The organism is Microbacterium sp. CJ77 (assembly GCF_002911615.1).
Classification (GTDB): Bacteria; Actinomycetota; Actinomycetes; order Actinomycetales; family Microbacteriaceae; genus Microbacterium.
Genome location: NZ_PQBR01000023.1, coordinates 451,165 through 467,871, shown reverse-complemented (window position 1 = coordinate 467,871; position 16,707 = coordinate 451,165). Strand labels below are relative to the sequence as shown.

At 70.4% G+C, this 16,707-nt stretch carries 16 protein-coding genes; 5 read left to right on the top strand and 11 right to left on the bottom strand.

What is annotated here, in order from left to right; translation table 11 throughout:
• The first annotated feature begins 17 nt into the window (after positions 1-17).
• The 4 genes from cofG to cofC are packed head-to-tail and all read left to right on the top strand — an operon-like array spanning position 18 to position 5,462.
• Positions 18-2,309, top strand: a complete 2,292-nt coding sequence (cofG, locus tag C2868_RS14090) for a 7,8-didemethyl-8-hydroxy-5-deazariboflavin synthase CofG (protein ID WP_100812748.1) — start codon at positions 18-20, stop codon at positions 2,307-2,309.
• On the top strand, positions 2,306-3,781 hold the full coding sequence (locus tag C2868_RS14085; protein WP_100812747.1) for an NAD(P)/FAD-dependent oxidoreductase: 1,476 nt from the start codon (positions 2,306-2,308) through the stop codon (positions 3,779-3,781). The genes cofG and C2868_RS14085 overlap by 4 nt, the downstream gene beginning before the upstream one ends.
• Positions 3,778-4,791 (top strand): glucose-6-phosphate dehydrogenase (coenzyme-F420), encoded by a 1,014-nt coding sequence (gene fgd / locus C2868_RS14080; RefSeq protein WP_100812746.1) that lies wholly within the window; start codon positions 3,778-3,780, stop codon positions 4,789-4,791. Before C2868_RS14085 ends, fgd begins: the two co-directional genes overlap by 4 nt.
• On the top strand, positions 4,788-5,462 hold the full coding sequence (gene cofC / locus C2868_RS14075; RefSeq protein WP_100812745.1) for a 2-phospho-L-lactate guanylyltransferase: 675 nt from the start codon (positions 4,788-4,790) through the stop codon (positions 5,460-5,462). The genes fgd and cofC overlap by 4 nt, the downstream gene beginning before the upstream one ends.
• On the opposite strand, the gene cofD is transcribed toward cofC, so the two are convergent.
• From cofD to hemE, 11 genes are all read right to left on the bottom strand, one after another.
• Complete coding sequence (gene cofD / locus C2868_RS14070; protein ID WP_100812744.1) at positions 5,411-6,412, bottom strand: 2-phospho-L-lactate transferase; 1,002 nt, start codon at positions 6,410-6,412, stop codon at positions 5,411-5,413. The two genes, cofC and cofD, sit on opposite strands and share 52 nt — an antisense overlap.
• Positions 6,409-7,734 (bottom strand): glutamate-1-semialdehyde 2,1-aminomutase, encoded by a 1,326-nt coding sequence (hemL, locus tag C2868_RS14065; protein ID WP_100812743.1) that lies wholly within the window; start codon positions 7,732-7,734, stop codon positions 6,409-6,411. Before hemL ends, cofD begins: the two co-directional genes overlap by 4 nt.
• Before the next feature lie 17 nt (positions 7,735-7,751).
• Positions 7,752-8,738 carry a porphobilinogen synthase gene (gene hemB / locus C2868_RS14060; protein WP_103663501.1) on the bottom strand — a complete coding sequence of 329 codons (987 nt, stop codon included), beginning with the start codon at positions 8,736-8,738 and terminating at the stop codon, positions 7,752-7,754.
• Positions 8,735-9,541, bottom strand: coding sequence for a uroporphyrinogen-III synthase (locus C2868_RS14055; RefSeq protein WP_100812741.1), 807 nt, complete (start codon positions 9,539-9,541; stop codon positions 8,735-8,737). Before C2868_RS14055 ends, hemB begins: the two co-directional genes overlap by 4 nt.
• The gene (gene hemC, locus C2868_RS14050; RefSeq protein ID WP_232711385.1) at positions 9,538-10,605 is read right to left on the bottom strand and encodes a hydroxymethylbilane synthase; all 1,068 of its coding nucleotides are present in this window, start codon (positions 10,603-10,605) and stop codon (positions 9,538-9,540) included. Before hemC ends, C2868_RS14055 begins: the two co-directional genes overlap by 4 nt.
• A gap of 10 nt (positions 10,606-10,615) precedes the next feature.
• Positions 10,616-11,374, bottom strand: a complete 759-nt coding sequence (gene hemQ, locus C2868_RS14045) for a hydrogen peroxide-dependent heme synthase (protein WP_100812740.1) — start codon at positions 11,372-11,374, stop codon at positions 10,616-10,618.
• 45 nt (positions 11,375-11,419) lie between these two features.
• Complete coding sequence (locus tag C2868_RS14040) at positions 11,420-11,746, bottom strand: hypothetical protein (protein WP_232711384.1); 327 nt, start codon at positions 11,744-11,746, stop codon at positions 11,420-11,422.
• Complete coding sequence (locus C2868_RS14035) at positions 11,736-12,161, bottom strand: phage holin family protein (protein WP_100812739.1); 426 nt, start codon at positions 12,159-12,161, stop codon at positions 11,736-11,738. Before C2868_RS14035 ends, C2868_RS14040 begins: the two co-directional genes overlap by 11 nt.
• A 2-nt stretch (positions 12,162-12,163) precedes the next feature.
• Positions 12,164-12,547, bottom strand: coding sequence for a hypothetical protein (locus tag C2868_RS14030; protein ID WP_100812738.1), 384 nt, complete (start codon positions 12,545-12,547; stop codon positions 12,164-12,166).
• 93 nt (positions 12,548-12,640) lie between these two features.
• Positions 12,641-14,173 carry an NAD(P)/FAD-dependent oxidoreductase gene (locus C2868_RS14025; protein WP_100812737.1) on the bottom strand — a complete coding sequence of 511 codons (1,533 nt, stop codon included), beginning with the start codon at positions 14,171-14,173 and terminating at the stop codon, positions 12,641-12,643.
• Positions 14,170-15,210 carry a uroporphyrinogen decarboxylase gene (gene hemE, locus C2868_RS14020; RefSeq protein ID WP_100812736.1) on the bottom strand — a complete coding sequence of 347 codons (1,041 nt, stop codon included), beginning with the start codon at positions 15,208-15,210 and terminating at the stop codon, positions 14,170-14,172. The genes C2868_RS14025 and hemE overlap by 4 nt, the downstream gene beginning before the upstream one ends.
• 85 nt (positions 15,211-15,295) lie before the next feature.
• On the opposite strand from hemE, the gene C2868_RS14015 reads away from it, so the two are divergent.
• The gene (locus tag C2868_RS14015) at positions 15,296-16,672 is read left to right on the top strand and encodes a glutamyl-tRNA reductase (protein ID WP_100812735.1); all 1,377 of its coding nucleotides are present in this window, start codon (positions 15,296-15,298) and stop codon (positions 16,670-16,672) included.
• Positions 16,673-16,707 lie beyond the last annotated feature (35 nt).

Here is a 16,707-nt window from a genome sequence, read left to right as displayed (position 1 = left end):
GATGCCAAGATGGTCGAATGGAGCACCGCACGGCTCAGCGCCTCGATCGTCACGGCGCCGAGAGCCTGCTCGCGGCGCGTGGCACCGAGCTCGACGTGCTTCTCGACGCCGCGACGGCATGCCGGGACGAGGGCCTTCGGCGAGCGGGCCGACCCGGAATCATCACCTACTCCCGCAAAGTCTTCATCCCCCTGACGACACTCTGCAGGGATCGCTGCCATTACTGCGTGTTCGTCGACACGCCGACCCAGCTGGCCCGCGCCCACAAGCCGCTCTTCATGTCGGCGGAGCAGGTGCTGACGGTCGCGCGGCGTGGTGCGGCGCTCGGCTGCAAGGAGGCCCTCTTCACGCTGGGCGACCGACCCGAGGCGCGCTGGCCCGCCGCGCGCACATGGCTCGACGAGAACGGCTACACATCGACGCTGGACTACGTGGCCGCGATGGCGCGCCTCGTGCGCGATGAGACAGGCCTGCTGCCCCATCTCAACCCGGGGGTCCTGACCCTCGATGAGCTGCGCGCGTTGCGGCCGACCGCACCATCGATGGGGATGATGCTCGAGACCACCTCGCGCCGCCTCTTCGAGGAGCCCGGCATGGTGCACTACGGGTCACCCGACAAGGACCCAGACGTCCGGCTGCGCGTGATCGAGGACGCCGGGGTGGCACGTGTGCCTTTCACCACCGGCATCCTCGTGGGAATCGGCGAGACCCTGCGCGACCGCGCCGAATCCCTCATCGCGATCCGCGAAGCGCACGAGCGACACGGCCACATCCAAGAAGTGATCGTGCAGAACTTCCGCGCCAAGCCGCGCACCGCCATGCAGGACGCCCCGGACGCAGACCTGCTCGATTACGTCGCCACGGTCGCGGTCGCCCGGATGGTGCTCGGGCCAGACGCCCGAATCCAGGTACCCCCGAACCTCTCGGACCCCGACGAGTTCGACCTGCTGGTACGTGCGGGGGCAGACGATTGGGGTGGAGTCTCGCCCCTGACGGCCGATCACGTCAACCCCGAGCGACCCTGGCCCCAGGTCGACGACCTCTCGGACCGCACGACCGCCCTCGGCTATCGACTCCGCGAGCGTCTCACCGTGCACCCCGAGTACCTGCGAGCCGCCACCACCTGGCTCGACGACGAGGTCGTTCCCGCGACACGCGCGCTCGCCGGCGACGACGGGCTCGCGGTCACGGACGGCGATACTCTCGACGAGCGCGCGAAAGCCGAGGCGCCGTCGCGGGCGCACGCGGGCAGGCGCCCGATCCGACGACTGATCGAACGCGCAGCGAGCGACCCCGCGTCACTCGATGACCAGGAGTGGGTCGGGCTCCTCGAATCGGACGGTCCGGCCCTCGAAGAACTGGCCGAGACGGCCGATCAGCTCCGCCAGTTCACGGTGGGCGAAGCGGTCAGCATCGTCGTCAACCGAAACGTCTCATCGAGCCTCTTCCGCGCCGCTCTCGCAGAGGAGCCCGACACCTACGACGCCGCGGCGCTCGCCATGATCGCCCACGACGCGAGCGAGCTCGGGGCGAGCGAGATCTGCGTCCAGGGCAAAGTCGGCCCGTACGAGGCACCCGAGGCCTACCTCGACATCGCCCGTACGATCAGGACCGCGGCCCCCGACATCCATCTGCACGCTTTCCGTCCGGCAGACGTCGACGACTTCGCGCGCCGCGCCGGACTCACGCTCGAAACGGCCTGTGAAGCGGTGCGCGACGCGGGAGTCGGGACAGTTCCCGGCACCGGAGTGAAGATCCTGAGCGAACGAGTGCGTCGTCGAATCGCGCCCGACGACCTGGATATCGAACGCTGGGTCGAGGTGATCAGCGCCGCCCACCGCTCGGGGTTGCGCTCGACCTCCGTGATGTTCTATGGGCATGTGGAGACCGCGAGCGAACGGATCGCGCACCTGCGGCGTCTCATCGCGGTCCAGACCGACACCGGCGGCTTCACCGAATTCGTGCCGATACCGCTGCCTGGCCACGGTGTCCCCCTCGTGCCAGGACGCGCGGCCCTCGACGAGCACCGCGCCGTGTTCGCGGTCGCTCGCCTGATGCTGTCCGCCTCAATCCCGCACATCCAGGTGCCCTGGACGCGAGTGGGCGATGAGACGGTGCAGGCCCTGCTCCGTTCGGGCGCCGACGATCTGGGCGGCACCCTGCTCGATGGCCGCGTGCTGCCCCGTTCCGGGGCGGAGCACGGGCAGCAGATGACCATCGCGCGCGCGAAGCAGATCACCCGTGGGTTGTTCCGCCCGCTCCGGATACGTACGACCGACTACCGCGGAGCGCTCGGGGGCGACGCATGACCGATGTCGACGTCGCCATCATCGGCGCCGGGTTCGCCGGAATCGGCATGGCGCTCGCCCTGCAGAAGGCCAACCGCGAATCCTTCATCCTGCTCGAGCGAGCGGGCGATGTGGGGGGCACGTGGCGTGAGAACACCTACCCCGGAATCGGTTGCGACGTGCCGGCCCACCTGTACGGCTTCGCCGATCATCCCCGCCCCGACTGGTCACAGACGTATGCGACGGGGTCCGAGATCCAGGAATATCTGCGTGACGTCGCAGCAGAACAGGGCATCACTGCACGGGCCGTTTTCGACAGCCCGCTCCGCCGAGCACGTTGGAGCGAAAACGCCTGGCATCTCGACACGGGGCGCACCGGGGCACAGACCATCACGGCCCAGTCGCTCGTGCTGGCCTGCGGGCGCCTGACTCAGCCGCGGCTGCCCGACGTGTCGGGCATCGAGTCCTTCCCGGGACCGGTCATGCATACGGCGCGCTGGGACCACTCGGTTGCCGTCGCGGGTCGGCGCTTCGCCGTCGTCGGCACGGGGGCCAGCGCCGTGCAGCTCGTGCCCGAGCTCGTCCGCCGGGGTGCGTCCGTCACGCTGTTCCAGCGCACTCCCGCATGGATCCTGCCGCGCGGTGGCGAGATCTACACGACGGAGCAGCAGCGCCGCTTGGCGTCGGACCCGTGGGCGTTGGCCGACCTTCGCGCGGATCTCTACCGCGAAGGAGAGTCCCGCCTCGCCTCGCGATCGGGGGATCGACGAGCCGCGGCTGTCGCGCACGAAGCCGCGCGCGCCCACCTCGCGGCCCAAGTCCGTGACGCCGCGCTCCGCGATGCACTGACCCCCCGATACCCGTTCGGATGCAAACGCGTTCTCCTCTCGGACGACTTCTACCCGGCTCTCGACGCCGGCGAGGTCACGCTCGAACCGTCCGCGCTCGTAGCGGTCGAGGGGCGCACGCTCGTCTCGGACGACGGCAACGCCTATGAGGTGGACGCGCTGGTGCTCGCCACGGGCTTCGAGACGACTCAGCAGCCCTACGCCGACCTCGTCGAGGGTGAGGCTGGCCAGACGTTGGCCGAGCACTGGAGCGATGGCATGACGTCACTCGGATCGACCGTGGTCGCAGGATTCCCCGATCTGTACGTCCTGAATGGTCCGAACGCGTCGCTCGGTCACAACTCCGCTGTGCTGATGGCTGAGGCACAGGCGGCCTTCGTCGTGCGATCACTCGCCGAACGCGGAGGACACCCCCGGCGCGTGCGAGCGGAGGCCGAGCGAGCCTACACACGCGAGATCGTCGAACGCAGCGTCGGGACGTCGTGGCTCGCCGAGGGATGTCGCAATTGGTACGTCGACGAACGCAGCGGTCGACTCACACTGCTCTGGCCGGGCTCGGTCCAGGCATTCCACGACCGCCTGGCCCGCATCGGACCGGGCGACTTCGAACCCGCATCCGTGGGACTTCTGGAAGGACGATCATGACCATTCCGATTCGATTCGGGTACAAAGCATCCGCCGAGCAGTTCGCCCCCCGGGAGCTGCTCGAATTCGGCGTGCTCGCCGAAGAGGTGGGATTCGACTCCGTTTTCGTCTCCGACCACCTGCAGCCCTGGATGCACGACGGCGGACACGCCCCGGCGGCGATTCCGTGGCTCGGGGCTCTCGGGTCGCGCACGTCCCGCATCGTGATGGGAACCTCGGTCCTCACCCCGACGTTCCGCTACCACCCCGGGGTCGTGGCGCAGGCGTTCGCGACGCTCGGCTGCCTGTATCCGGATCGGATCGTGCTCGGCATCGGCACGGGCGAAGCGCTCAACGAGGTGACTCTGGGCTTCGAATGGCCGGAGGCACCGGAGCGCTTCCAGCGGATGAAGGAAGCGATCACCCTGATGCAGAGGCTGTGGACCGAGGACCGCGTGAGCTTCGACGGAAGCTTCTATTCCACGTCGAATGCCACCATCTACGATCGGCCCGAACGTCCGGTGCCGATATACGTCGGTGCGTCGGGGCCGGCGGCCACCAGGCTCGCGGGACGAATCGCCGACGGATACATCACGACGAGCGGAAAGGCACCCGAGCTTTACTCGGAGACGCTGCTGCCCGCGCTCGAAGACGGCCTGGCCAAGGCGGGTCGCTCCCGCGACGACATCGACACCCTGATCGAAGTCAAGGTGTCATTCAACCCGGATCGTTCGGTGGCGCTCGAGAACACGCGCTTCTGGGCCCCTCTCGCACTCTCGCCCGAAGAGAAGATGGGGGTCGATGACCCTATCGAGATGCAGCGCCTCGCCGCGAGCCTGCCGATCGAGCGCGCCGCGTCACGCTTCATCGTCTCGGACGATCCCGACGAGCACGTCGCCGCGATTGAACGCTACCTCGACCTCGGGTTCCGGCACCTGGTCTTCCACGACCCGGGGCACGACCAAGAAGGCTTCCTCCGTCGCTACGGAACCGAGATCCTCCCACGACTGCGGGCGAGAGTCGGCGAGTGAAGCCCCGGTTTCGCGGCGTGGGCTGGACCGTGATCATCCCGGTCAAGCCCACGGCTCTCGGTAAGTCCCGGCTCGGCCCCGATGCCGCCGGGCGGCATGGCCTGGCGGCAGCAGTCGCCCTCGACACCGTACATGCCGCCTACGCCGCGCGTAACGTCCGCGAGGTCATCGTCGTAACCGACGACCCGCACCTCTCGGAGGAACTGGGGGGCATCTCGGGCATCAGTGTCCTCCGCGAGGATGGCCCGCGTGGTGTGGACGGTGCGATCGCGTACGGCGCGCGCACCCTTGATCGAGCCGTAGCCCGCGCGGCGCTGCTCGGCGACCTGCCGGCCTTGCGCCCGCAGGACCTCGATCGGGCACTCACGCTCGCCGAAGCGCACGACCGAGCGGTCGTACCGGATGCCGAGGGTACGGGCTCGACACTCGTCACGGCGCGGGGCGGAATCGATCTCGTCACCTCTTTCGGCGTCGGCTCCCTCGATCGTCACGCGGCGGCCGGGTGCCGGGTGCTGAACGTCGCGCGCGGCTCGACGTTGCGGAGAGACGTCGACACGGCCGCGCATCTCGAGACGGCGCGAACGCTGGGTCTGGGCGAGCGGACGGCAGCTCTCCTGCCTCAGAGCCCCGAAACGTCGGTCGCGAGCGCCAGCGCGTCGGCCGCGAGCTGAGCTGAGCTGTCGGTGTCGTGCATCCAGAGCGGCGCGACGCGCGCGGCGATGCCGAGAGCGCGGATGGAGGGCAGAGTCGCGCTGTCCTCCTCTGCCACGAGCCAAGCATCGAGAATCCCGCCCGCCGAGCGCGCCCCGTAGACAGCGGCGACTCCCGCCGCGGAGCACTCCGCGCCCACCGCCGCGAGGCACACGTCCGCCATTCCCCGGACGACAGCGCCGCCGATGATGGGCGAGATCCCGACGATCGGTGCGCCCGTGTCCCGCAGCGCATCGCGGATACCGGGCACGCTCAGGATGGGACCGACCGAGACCACGGGGTTCGAAGGTGCCACGAGCACGACGTCGGCGCGCGCGATAGCTTCGGTGACGCCGGGAGCGGGCAACGCCATCTCGATGCCGGGGTTGGCGAAGCGGATGGGCTCGAGACGAGCGCGGTGCAACGTCCACCACTCCTGGAAATGCATCGTTCGCTTCCCATCGCCGTCACGCACGGTGACGATCGTGTCGACCTCCGCCTCGGTCATCGGCAGGATCTCGACGCCGAGAGGCCACCGCGCACTGAGCCTACGCACGATCTCGACGGCCCCGACGCCCTCGCGCAGCCAACCCGTGCGGGCCAGGTGCGTCCCGAGGTCCAGATCCCCGAGGGTGAACCACGGCCACCCGGCATTCCAGGCGCGCAGCTCGGTCGACACGCGCTCGCTCTCACCGGAGCGACCCCAGCCCCGCTCGGCGTCGTTGACACCGGCCAGGGCGTAGAGCAGCGAATCGACGTCCGGCTGCAGACGGATGCCCGTCAGCCACAGGTCATCACCCGTGTTGGCAATGACCGTGACCGCCGCCATCGGCTCGGACCGCGCGAGGAGCGTGCGCAGACCGACGGCGAACTTCGATCCGCCGACGCCCCCGGCGAGCACCACGATGCGCCGCGCGGTTTCGTTCGTCATGCGCGAGATGCGGCTGCCGCCGCGCGAGCCGAGGCAGGGAGAGCATCCACGATGCGTCCGAGAGCCGCTTCGTCGTGCGCCGCCGTGAGGAACCACGCCTCGAACACGCTCGGGGGCAGCGCGACCCCGGCGTCGAGCATCGCGTGGAAGAAGTCCGGATAGCGCCACGCTTCCTGCGCGTGCACGCTGTCGTCGTCGTGCGGTGCGTCCGGGGTGAATGCCACACCGAACAGGCTCCCCGCACGCGGGACGGAGTGTGCGACGCCCGCCTGCGTGAACGCCGCATCGAGGGCATCGGCGACGACGGATGCCGCGGCATCCACCCGCGCGTAGACGTCGGCGGTTGCCGCGCGCAGCGTCGCCAGCCCGGCCGCCACCGACAGCGGATTGCCCGACAGCGTGCCCGCCTGATAGACGGGCCCCGTCGGCGCGAGCAACTGCATGACGTCGCCGCGTCCGCCGAGGGCCGCGAGGGGCATGCCGCCGCCCACGACTTTTCCGAAGGTGAACAGATCGGGGGTGTACGCCTCACCCGCTGCCTGCTGCAGCCCCCAGTAGCCCGCGGGGTGGACCCGGAACCCGGTGAGCACCTCGTCGAGGATCAACAGCGAACCGTTGGCGTGGACGATCTCGGCGAGGCCGGCATTGAAGCCGGGGAGCGGTGCGACAACACCCATGTTGGCGGCAGCCGCCTCGACGATGACGGCGGCGATGCGGTCGCCGTGTACCGCGAAGACCTCGCGTACCGCGTCGAGGTCGTTGTAGGGGACGACGAGCGTCTGCGCGGCGATCGGCGCCGGGACACCCGCGGACCCCGGCAGGCCCAGCGTCGCCAGGCCCGAACCGGCGGATGCCAGCAGCCCGTCCGAGTGGCCGTGGTAATGCCCCGCGAACTTGACCAGCAGGTCACGCCCGGTCGCGCCCCGCGCGAGGCGGATCGCCGTCATGGTCGCCTCGGTGCCCGTCGAGACCAGGCGCACCCGCTCGACGGGACGGTGCTCGCCCGCGCTCACGCGCGCGGCGATCAGCTCGGCCAGCTCTACCTCGGCCTCGGTCGGCGCGCCGAAGGACAGACCACGGCCCGCCGCATCCCGTACCGCTTCGACGACCTCGGGGGCCGCGTGACCGAGCAGCGCCGGACCCCAGGACGCGACCAGGTCCACGTACTCGCGGCCGGCCGCGTCGGTGATGTACGCACCGCGGGCGGATGCCACGAATCGCGGCGCCCCGCCGACCGACCCATACGCACGGACGGGAGAATTGACGCCGCCCGGGATCACCGAACGGGCGCGGTCGAACAGCAGGGTGTTGCGATCATCCATGGACTAATCCTCGTCGCTCACTCAAGGTCGCGGCGCAGCCACCCGGCGGCCTCGATGGCGGCATAGGTCAGGATCGCACCGGCACCGGCGCGACGGATGGCGAGCAGCGCCTCCATCGTTGCGCCCCGGCCGTCGATCCATCCCTGGGCTACCGCGGCGGCGATCATCGCGTACTCACCCGACACCTGGTACGCCCAGACGGGCACGTCGACGGCGTCGCGCACCGATGCGAGCACGTCGAGATACGGCAGCGCGGGCTTGACCATGACGACGTCGGCGCCTTCTTCGACATCGATGATCGCCTCGCGAACACCCTCGCGGGCGTTGCCCGGGTCCAGTTGATACGTGCGGCGGTCGCCCTTCAGCTGCGAGTCGACGGCCTCGCGGAAGGGCCCGTAGAACGAGCCCGCGTACTTGGCGGCGTACGCGAGCAGCGTCGTATCGGTGAACCCGGCGGCATCCAGTCCCGCGCGGACGGCGGCGACCTGGCCGTCCATCATGCCCGACAGCCCGAGCATCGCGGACCCCGCGCGCGCCTGTGCCAACGCCATCGATACGTAGCGCTCGAGCGTGGCGTCGTTGTCGACCCGTCCCCGCGCATCGAGGACTCCGCAGTGGCCGTGGTCGGTGAACTCGTCGAGACAGAGATCGGTCTGGACGACGATCGCGTCGCCCACCTCTTGCACGACGGCTCGTGTCGCGACGTTGAGGATGCCGCGCTCATCGTCGGCGCCCGAGCCCACCGCATCCCGCACTCCGGGAACACCGAAGAGCATGATGCCACCGATGCCCGCGGATGCCGCACCCACGGCGGCCTCGCGCAACGAGTCGAGCGTGTGTTGCACGACCCCCGGCATGGACTCGATCGCTCGCGGCTCGGCGATGCCTTCGCGCACGAAGACCGGCAGGATGAGCTGCGACGGCGCGAGACGGGTCTCGCGGACGAGGCGTCGCAGGGCGGGCGACTGGCGGGTACGGCGGGGGCGGCGTTCGGGAAAACTCACGGCGAGAACTCGTCGGCGGCATGCGGCAACACAAGCCGCGAAACCGCATCGATCAGGGCAGAGACCGTCTGCTGCTCGGCCACGACATCGACGTCGAGCCCGGCGCGACGCGCGTCCTTCGCCGTGCGCGGCCCGATCGCGGCGATGACCGTACCCTCGGGGATCTCGGGGAACTGCAGGTGCACCTGTTCGGCGACCGAGCCACTCGTCACCAAGATCGCGTTGATGCGGCCGCTGGCGACATCCTGCGCGATGCGCTCTGTCACGGGCACGCCGATCGTGCGATACGCCACGACACTCCGCACGTGATGGCCCGCGTCGCTCAGGCGGCGGGTGAGGACGGGCTTCGCGATCTCGCTGCGGAGCGTCAGGATGCGTCGCGGCTCCGGCTCGAGGGCGATCAGCTGGTCCGCCATACCCGCGGCGGAGTTGTCCTGCGTCGGAACGAGGTCGACGCGGTAACCGACGGCCTCGAGTGCGGCGGCGGTCGTCTCGCCGACGGCGGCCACGCGCGTGGTCACCGGGATACTCACACGGTGGGCGTAGAGGACGTCGACCGTGGTGGCGCTCGTGACCGTGAGCCAGTCGAACTCGCCCGCGACCAGATCCGCGAGGGCCGCGTCGAGCGAAGCCTGGTCACTGGTCGGGGCGAAGTTGATCAACGGCGCCACGACCGGGGTCGCGCCCTGCGAGCGCAGGCTCGCCGCGACGCCATCGCCCCAGGGTCCGCCCCGGGGGACGAGCACGCGCCACCCGCTCAGGGGTTTGACCGCTTTCGCGGGATGCTCGGCTGCTGGATTCATGTAGAAGACTCTCGTGACACCAAGTCGGCTGCCCCACCATCAAGGAGTCGACGTGCGATCGCAGACCCGATCAGCGCTGCTCGCACGGTCGGGTCCGCGCTGTCGGCGGCGTTCGCGCCATCGCCGCCGCCCGTTCGTCGAATATACCCCTTAGCCAGGGACTCGGCGTGATCGAGGCCCACCCGGCGTCCGCCGTCCAGCGCGTAGACGACGGCGCGAACCCGCACATCGTCGTCGGTCACGCTGGCGTGCACACCGACCGGAGCGTGGCAACCCGCCTCGATCCCGGCGAGGATCGAGCGCTCGATCGTGACGGCGAAGCGCGTGGCCGGATCCTCGAGCGGGGCGATGGCCGCGAGGAGATCTGGCGATGCATCCGCGCGCACCTCGATCGCGAGAGCACCCTGACCCGCCGCCGTGGGCCACTCGGCCAACCCGAGCGGCTCGAGCAGCAGCCCGTCGGCCGACCCGGTGCCCCAGACGGCCTCCGCGCCGTCTGCGTGAGGGGTACCATCCAGCAGCCCCAATCGCGTGAGCCCCGCGGCGGCGAGGACGACACCGTCGAGTTCTCCGTCGCGGACGCGGGCAAGTCGCGAATCGACGTTGCCCCGCAGCTCGGCAACCCGGGCGCGCGGTGCGCGGCGACCTAGTTGAGCCTGGCGTCGGGGCGAACCCGTGCCGATGACGGCTTCACCGATCTCGGCCAGGAGCGTGCCCCGCGTGACCGAGATGTCCCTCGGGTCCGCGCGGCGCGGCATCGCGGCGATCCGCAGGCCGGGCGCCTCGGCGGTCGGGAGATCCTTCAACGAGTGGACGAGCAGGTCGCACTCGCCCGCGGCGAGCGCCTCGCGCAGACGCGTCGCGAAGACACCCGTCCCGCCCAGCTGCGCGAGAGGGGCGCGCGTGACGTCGCCCTCGGAGACGATGGGGACGAGTTCGACCGAGATGCCGGTGGCAGCCGTGATCGCGTCGGCGACATGGCCGGACTGGGCGAGCGCGAGGGCGCTGCGTCGCGTGCCCAGCCGCAGCGTTCCGGTTCCCTCCGTTCCGGACAGGGCGATCACCCTGCATCCGTCACTGCAGGACCTCGGGCACCTCGCTGAGCGAGAGCCGACGACCCGTGTAGAAGGGCACCTCTTCGCGGACGTGCCTGCGGGCCTCGGTCGAGCGGAGGTCGCGCATGAGGTCCACGAGCTCGACCACGTCGTCCGCCTCGAGCGGCAGCAACCACTCGTAGTCGCCGAGGGCGAACGAGGCGACGGTGTTCGCGAGCACGCCCGTGAACGCGGCACCCTGTCGTCCATGCTCGGCCAGCATGCGGCGCCGGTCGGCCTCGGGCAGCAGGTACCACTCGTAGCTGCGGACGAACGGATAGAGGCAGAGCCAGTCCTTGGGCCCGATACCGCGCAAGAATCCGGGAACGTGCTGACGGTTGAACTCGGCGTCACGGTGGACACCCATCGCATTCCAGGTCGGAAGCAGGTTGCGCAGCAGTTCCGTGCGGCGGAGGCGGCGCAGGTCACGCTGGAGTTCTTCGGCCGTGTCGCCATGCAGCCAGACCATCAGGTCGGCATCTGCCCGCAGGCCGCTGACGTCGTAGAAGCCGCGCACCGTGACGCCACCCGCTTCGATGAGCGAGACGATGTCTTCCAGCTCGGTCTCGTCGACCGCCGCGACGGGTCGATCGGGGTCGCGTCGCCACACGGCCCACAGGGTGAAGCCCGAGGGGTTCTCGCCCCCTTCGGCGGCTGCCGTGTTTTCTGCGGGGGCTGTGACTTCGGCGGAGCCTGTGTCTTCGGCGGAGGGGGACGGGTGCGGGTGACTCTCGGTCATGCTTCCAGTCTCACCCAGCGCACCTGATCGGCCAAACCTGGCCGATCAGCGACGGGGCGCCGTATACAGGCGCACGCCCTCCCAGACAGCGAGCCCCACGACGGCTGCCGCGCCGACGGCGATGGCGGCCGCCTGTACGGGACGCGCGTGGGCGAAAGTCCGGGCGCGGTGCGCGGCTTTGTCCGTCCAACGCGCGGCGCGCTTGGGCAGGTTGGCCTTCTCTTCGATCGCGGCGAGCGCGGCCTTGAGTTCGGCTCGAGCCTGCGCGACGGGATCACCGAGCTGAGGGACGAGCGTACGGGGCAACGGCACGAGCAGGCTGTCGGGGCGCGGCGAGCGTCCCCGGTTCGATTCCAGGGCGTCAGAACTCATCACGAACCTCCCGGACGATGTCGAAGTCCTCTTTCACGGCCCCGATCGGACTCTGCCGTCGAGACGCGCGTTTGAACCGCGCGACGCCGAGCAGGGCCAGCACGGCGACGATGACGAGCAAGCCGACGCCGATGACCAGCGCCGAGAGCCAGACGGGCCACACCGTGGCGAGCCCGGCGATGGCCGCGGTTCCGAATACGGGGATGCTCCAGAACAGCACCGCCAGGGCAACCACGAGCCACCCCGCACCGATCCCGTAGTCCTTGGCGGTCTTCGCGAGCCACGATTTGGCCTGATCGACCTCGGCGATGACCAGGTTGCGGACGAGCTCGGGAACGTCGCCGACGAGCGTCAGCAGACTGTCGTCCGCACGGTCTTTCAGGAAACCGTCTCGCATTCCTCGCGGGGATGCCATCGTCAGCTCTTCTTGGCGTCTTCGGTGGACGCCGCGTCGTCGATCTTCTTCTCGATGTTGGCGACCGAACGCTCGGCGGCCTTGGCCACGTCTTCCGAGCCGTCCTTGCCGGCTTTGATCGCCGCATCGAGTCGCTGACCCGGCGTGGCATCCTTGCCCTGTACCGCGCGCGTCACCTTGACCGCACCGTTCCACACTGCGCCGGGGACCGCCATGGCGGTGGACGTCGCGAAGTCCTTGGCCCGGTCGACCTGCTTCTGCACGGGGTCGAGGTTCCACACCTTGAGGGCCTGTTCCTTGATCTGTTCGTACCGCTCACGTCCCGCGCGGGCGCCGAGGACGTACCCCGCCGCCAAGCCGATCACGAGTCCCACTTTGCCCCGCATAGGGGTCTCCTCACACTCGTCGCTACGCTGTTAGATCTTCGGTTCGATTCTCTAGGTTAGCCCCGTATGCCAAATTCGGCATCCGGGTTGACATCAGGGCCGTCGGTCCCACAAGAGAGCGGTTCGGACGCGTTCACCCTCGGTCAACGCGTCGGGCACGACCTGTGCCAGGCCCGTCCCCGAGACCCAGGCGCCGACGATACCCAGGCCCGGGACTGCCGCGACGCGTTCGCGGACGGCCGCCGTCTGCGCCTCGCGCCCGATGACCGATGCGGGCTGACTCTGGGTGTAGCGCTCGCGGTGTGCGCCGGCCAGCTGGCTCGGGCTCAACGGAACGCCGAGAAGAGCGGATGCCTCGGTCAGGGCGAGTGCGGCGGCCTCCTCGTCGCTGAGTTCCGCCGTGGCCGCGGGTTCACCCTGGCTGCCGAACGACACGCGCACGACGTGGCGGTGGGGGGCGATGGTGCGCGCCGTTTCGGCCAGCCAGGCCCACTTCGCGGTCGCGTGGGTGAGTGCCTTTGCCGTGTACGACCCGGGGACCGTGAGCACACCGGAGCCGCGGGGCCTGGCGTCGAGAGCCGTGGCGTCCACGACGAGCGACACGACCTCGATCTCGGGGGCAGTGCCGTCGCTGGGCCGCGCGTCGCTGGCGCCGTCGAGGGCGGGGTCGAGGCCGGGCACGGATGCGCGCAGCAGCGCCCGCGCCATCCGCTCGTCCGTCGCGACGATCACGGCGTCCGCCGCAAGGTCTTCGCGTCCGTCCGCGCGCGGGTCGGCGCCCCGGGCGAGTTCGACCTGCCAGTCATCCGCGCCCCGGCCGAACGCGGCCACACGCGTATCCGTCAGGATCGTCGCCCCCAGCTCGTGCAGGCGCGCCAGGAGCCCCTCGACGAGCCGCGTCATGCCGCCGCGGATCCCCTCGACCGCTCCACCGGGGGCCTTCGTCGCGCGTTCGGCGCTCAGCACGGAAACGGCACCGCTCAGCGATCCCGCGCGGGTGAGCGCGGCATTCAGGCCGGGAGCCGCGAGATCGACGTCGATGTCGGCGGGCAACGCGGAATAGACGCCCTGCACGACGGGTGCGACGAGACGATCGAGTACGCGAGTGCCCATGCGTGTCGAGACCAGGGCGCCGAGGCTGTGCGTGTGACCGATCGTCAGCACGGGGCGCAGGCGGTCGAGATACGCCCGCCAGGTGCCACCCCATCCGATGATGCGGCGGACATCCGGATCGAACGGGTTCGCGGGAATGCCCAGGACTCCGCCCGCGGGCAGCGGCGCCGCGCCTCCCGGCACACCGGGGATCCCCGCGAGCCATGCCCGTCCACCGCTCGGTGCGACGACATCCGAGCCCAGACCCAGCTCGTCGATCAGGCGTCGCACGTGCCCGCCGCGTGTGGCGTAGCTCTCCGCTCCGACGTCGAGCGTCAGCCCTCCGACGCTCGCGCCTCGGATGGCTCCTCCGGGACGCGACGCGGCCTCGAGCACCGTGACATCCATCCCGATCCGCGCGCACTCCCACGCCGCGAGCAGGCCCGCGATCCCCCCGCCGATCACCACGACCCGCGTGTCGCGGGCTTTTTCGATCAGTTCGGCCGAGAACGGTGCCGAGGCGCCTGAGCTCACTCGTCCTCCCCGTGAGCCAACCGCACGATGCGGGTCAGCACGTCGGGATCGGTTTCGGGCGTGACGCCGTGACCGAGATTCAGAACATGCGCGCGGGCGGCACGGCCGCGCTCGAGCACATCGCGCACGTGGGCCTCGAGCACCGGCCACGGCGCCTGCAGCAGGGCCGGATCGATGTTGCCCTGCACCGTGACGTCGGGCCCGAGGACGCGGGCGGCGTCGTCGAGGGTCGTTCGCCAGTCCACGCCGACCGCGTCGGCGAGACCGCCCAGGCGCATGTCGTCGAGGATCGGCCCGGTGCCGACGCCGAAGTGGATGATCGGCACCCGACCGGCGACCGCCGAGACCGCCGTGCGCGAGTGGGGTGCCGCGAACGCGCGATAGTCGGCCCGCGAGAGCGAGCCCGCCCACGAGTCGAAGAGCTGAACGGCGGATGCTCCAGCGCGAACCTGCACGTCGAGGAACACCCCGGCGACCCGGCCGAGCCAGTCCGCGAGCGCGTGCCACGAGGACGGGTCCGCGTGCATCATGGCGCGCGCCCGCATGTGCTCTTTCGATGGGCCGCCCTCGACCAGATAGGCCGCGAGGGTGAAGGGCGCGCCCGCGAAACCGATCAGCGGTGTCGCGCCGAGTTCGTCGGTGACACGGCCGATCGCCTCGGTCACGGAACCGGATGCCGCGGCCACCTCGGCGGGGTCGATCGTGGTCAGGCGGGCGACATCCGCGGCGCTGCGAACGGGGTTCGCGAAAACAGGGCCCCGGCCCGGTTCGATCTCGACCTCGACCCCGGCCAGGCGCAGGGGCACGACGATGTCGCTGAAGAAGATCGCGGCGTCGACGTGGTGCCGGCGGACGGGCTGGAGCGTGATCTCGGAGGCCAGCTCGGGGTCGAGGCAGGCATCCAGCATCCGCGTGCCGACACGCAGTTCGCGGTATTCGGGAAGGGAACGACCCGCCTGGCGCATGAACCAGACCGGGGCGCGGTCGGGTCGGTCGCCTCGGAGGGCGCGCAGCAGCGGGGCATCGGAGAGGTGCATGGTTCCATCCTCCCTCGCGTCGCTGGGTTCCGGCGACTCGGGACTGGCGGGCGGTGGGGGTGTGCACGGAAGGTAGGCTGGGCAGGTGCTGCTGTGTATCTCGGCGAGTCACAAGACCGCCGCATTCGATCTGCTCGAGCGGCTCAGCGTCCACACGACCGATATCGCTCCCCTCATCGCGGAGCACGACTCGTGCGTCCGCGGGGCCGTCGTGCTGGCGACGTGCAACCGCTTCGAGGCGTACGTCGACATGGACGAGCCCGTCACCGCGGCAGGCCCGGTCGGCGTCGAGGCCGTCCTGCTCGCGGCCGAGGCGGCGACGGGCGTCAGCGCCTCCGAATTCGAGGGTTCGTATCGGGTCGTCACGGGTCCGGATGTCGCCGAGCACCTGTTCGCCGTCGCATCGGGCCTCGAGTCCGTCGTCGTCGGCGAGGGCGAGATCGCGGGCCAGGTGCGCCGGGCGCTCACCGACGCGCGGCGTCAGGGCACGTCATCCACAGAACTCGAGCGCCTCTTCCAGCGTGCGAGCGAGGCGCAGCGGGGCGTCAAGAACGCCACCGCGATCGGCCGCGCCGGACGCTCGCTCGTGCGCCTCTCCCTCGAGCTGGCCGACAGCCGCGTCGCGGACTGGGCCGACCTCGACGTCCTGCTCGTCGGCACCGGTGCATACGCCGCGGCGACGCTTGCCGCGCTGCGCGACCACGGCGCCGAACGCATCACCGTCTTCTCGCCCTCGGGGCGCGCACAGGTCTTCGCCGCCAAGCACGGCATCGCATCCATCGACGATGCCGAGTACGCGCGGGCCGCGGCATCCGCGGATCTCGTCATCACCTGCACGAGCGCCGACCACCACGTCCTCGACGCGGCCGTGCTGCAGCGCGGGCGCGCCGAGCTGTCGGGCGAGCTTCGCCGCATCACCCCGGCGGGCGCCGCGGAGTGCCCCGTTTCGCACACCGCGGGCGCGCGACGCCTGGTGATCGACCTCGGCCTGCCCCGCAATGTCGACCCGGATGTCGTGACCGTTGCGGGCGTCGATCTGCTCGACCTCGAGACCGTTCGGCTGCACGCCCCGCTCGAAGAGTTGCAGGCGACTGCGGAGGCGCGCGAGATCGTGCGCCTCGCCGCGCAGAAGTTCGCCCTCGCGGGCCGCCGCCAGAGCCTCGCGCCCGCCGTCGTTGCGCTGCGCGAGCACGCCTTCGGTGTGCTCGAAGACGAGATCGCGCGCGTCCGCGCACGCGGCGACGACGACGGCCGCACCGAACAGGCCATGCGCCACCTGGTCGGTCGCCTGCTGCACGTCCCCACCAGCCGCGCGCACGATCTCGCGGCCCGTGGGCGTGCCGACGATTACGTCGCCGCCCTCGGCACGCTGTTCGGCATCGACGTCAGCGCCCAGGATTCTGCGACGGGTGGTGCCGCGGATCACCGCGACGACGCGGCCCTCGCCGACGGCGTCGCCTGATCCGTGACCGGCTCAGCATCCGAGTCGGGTGCGCT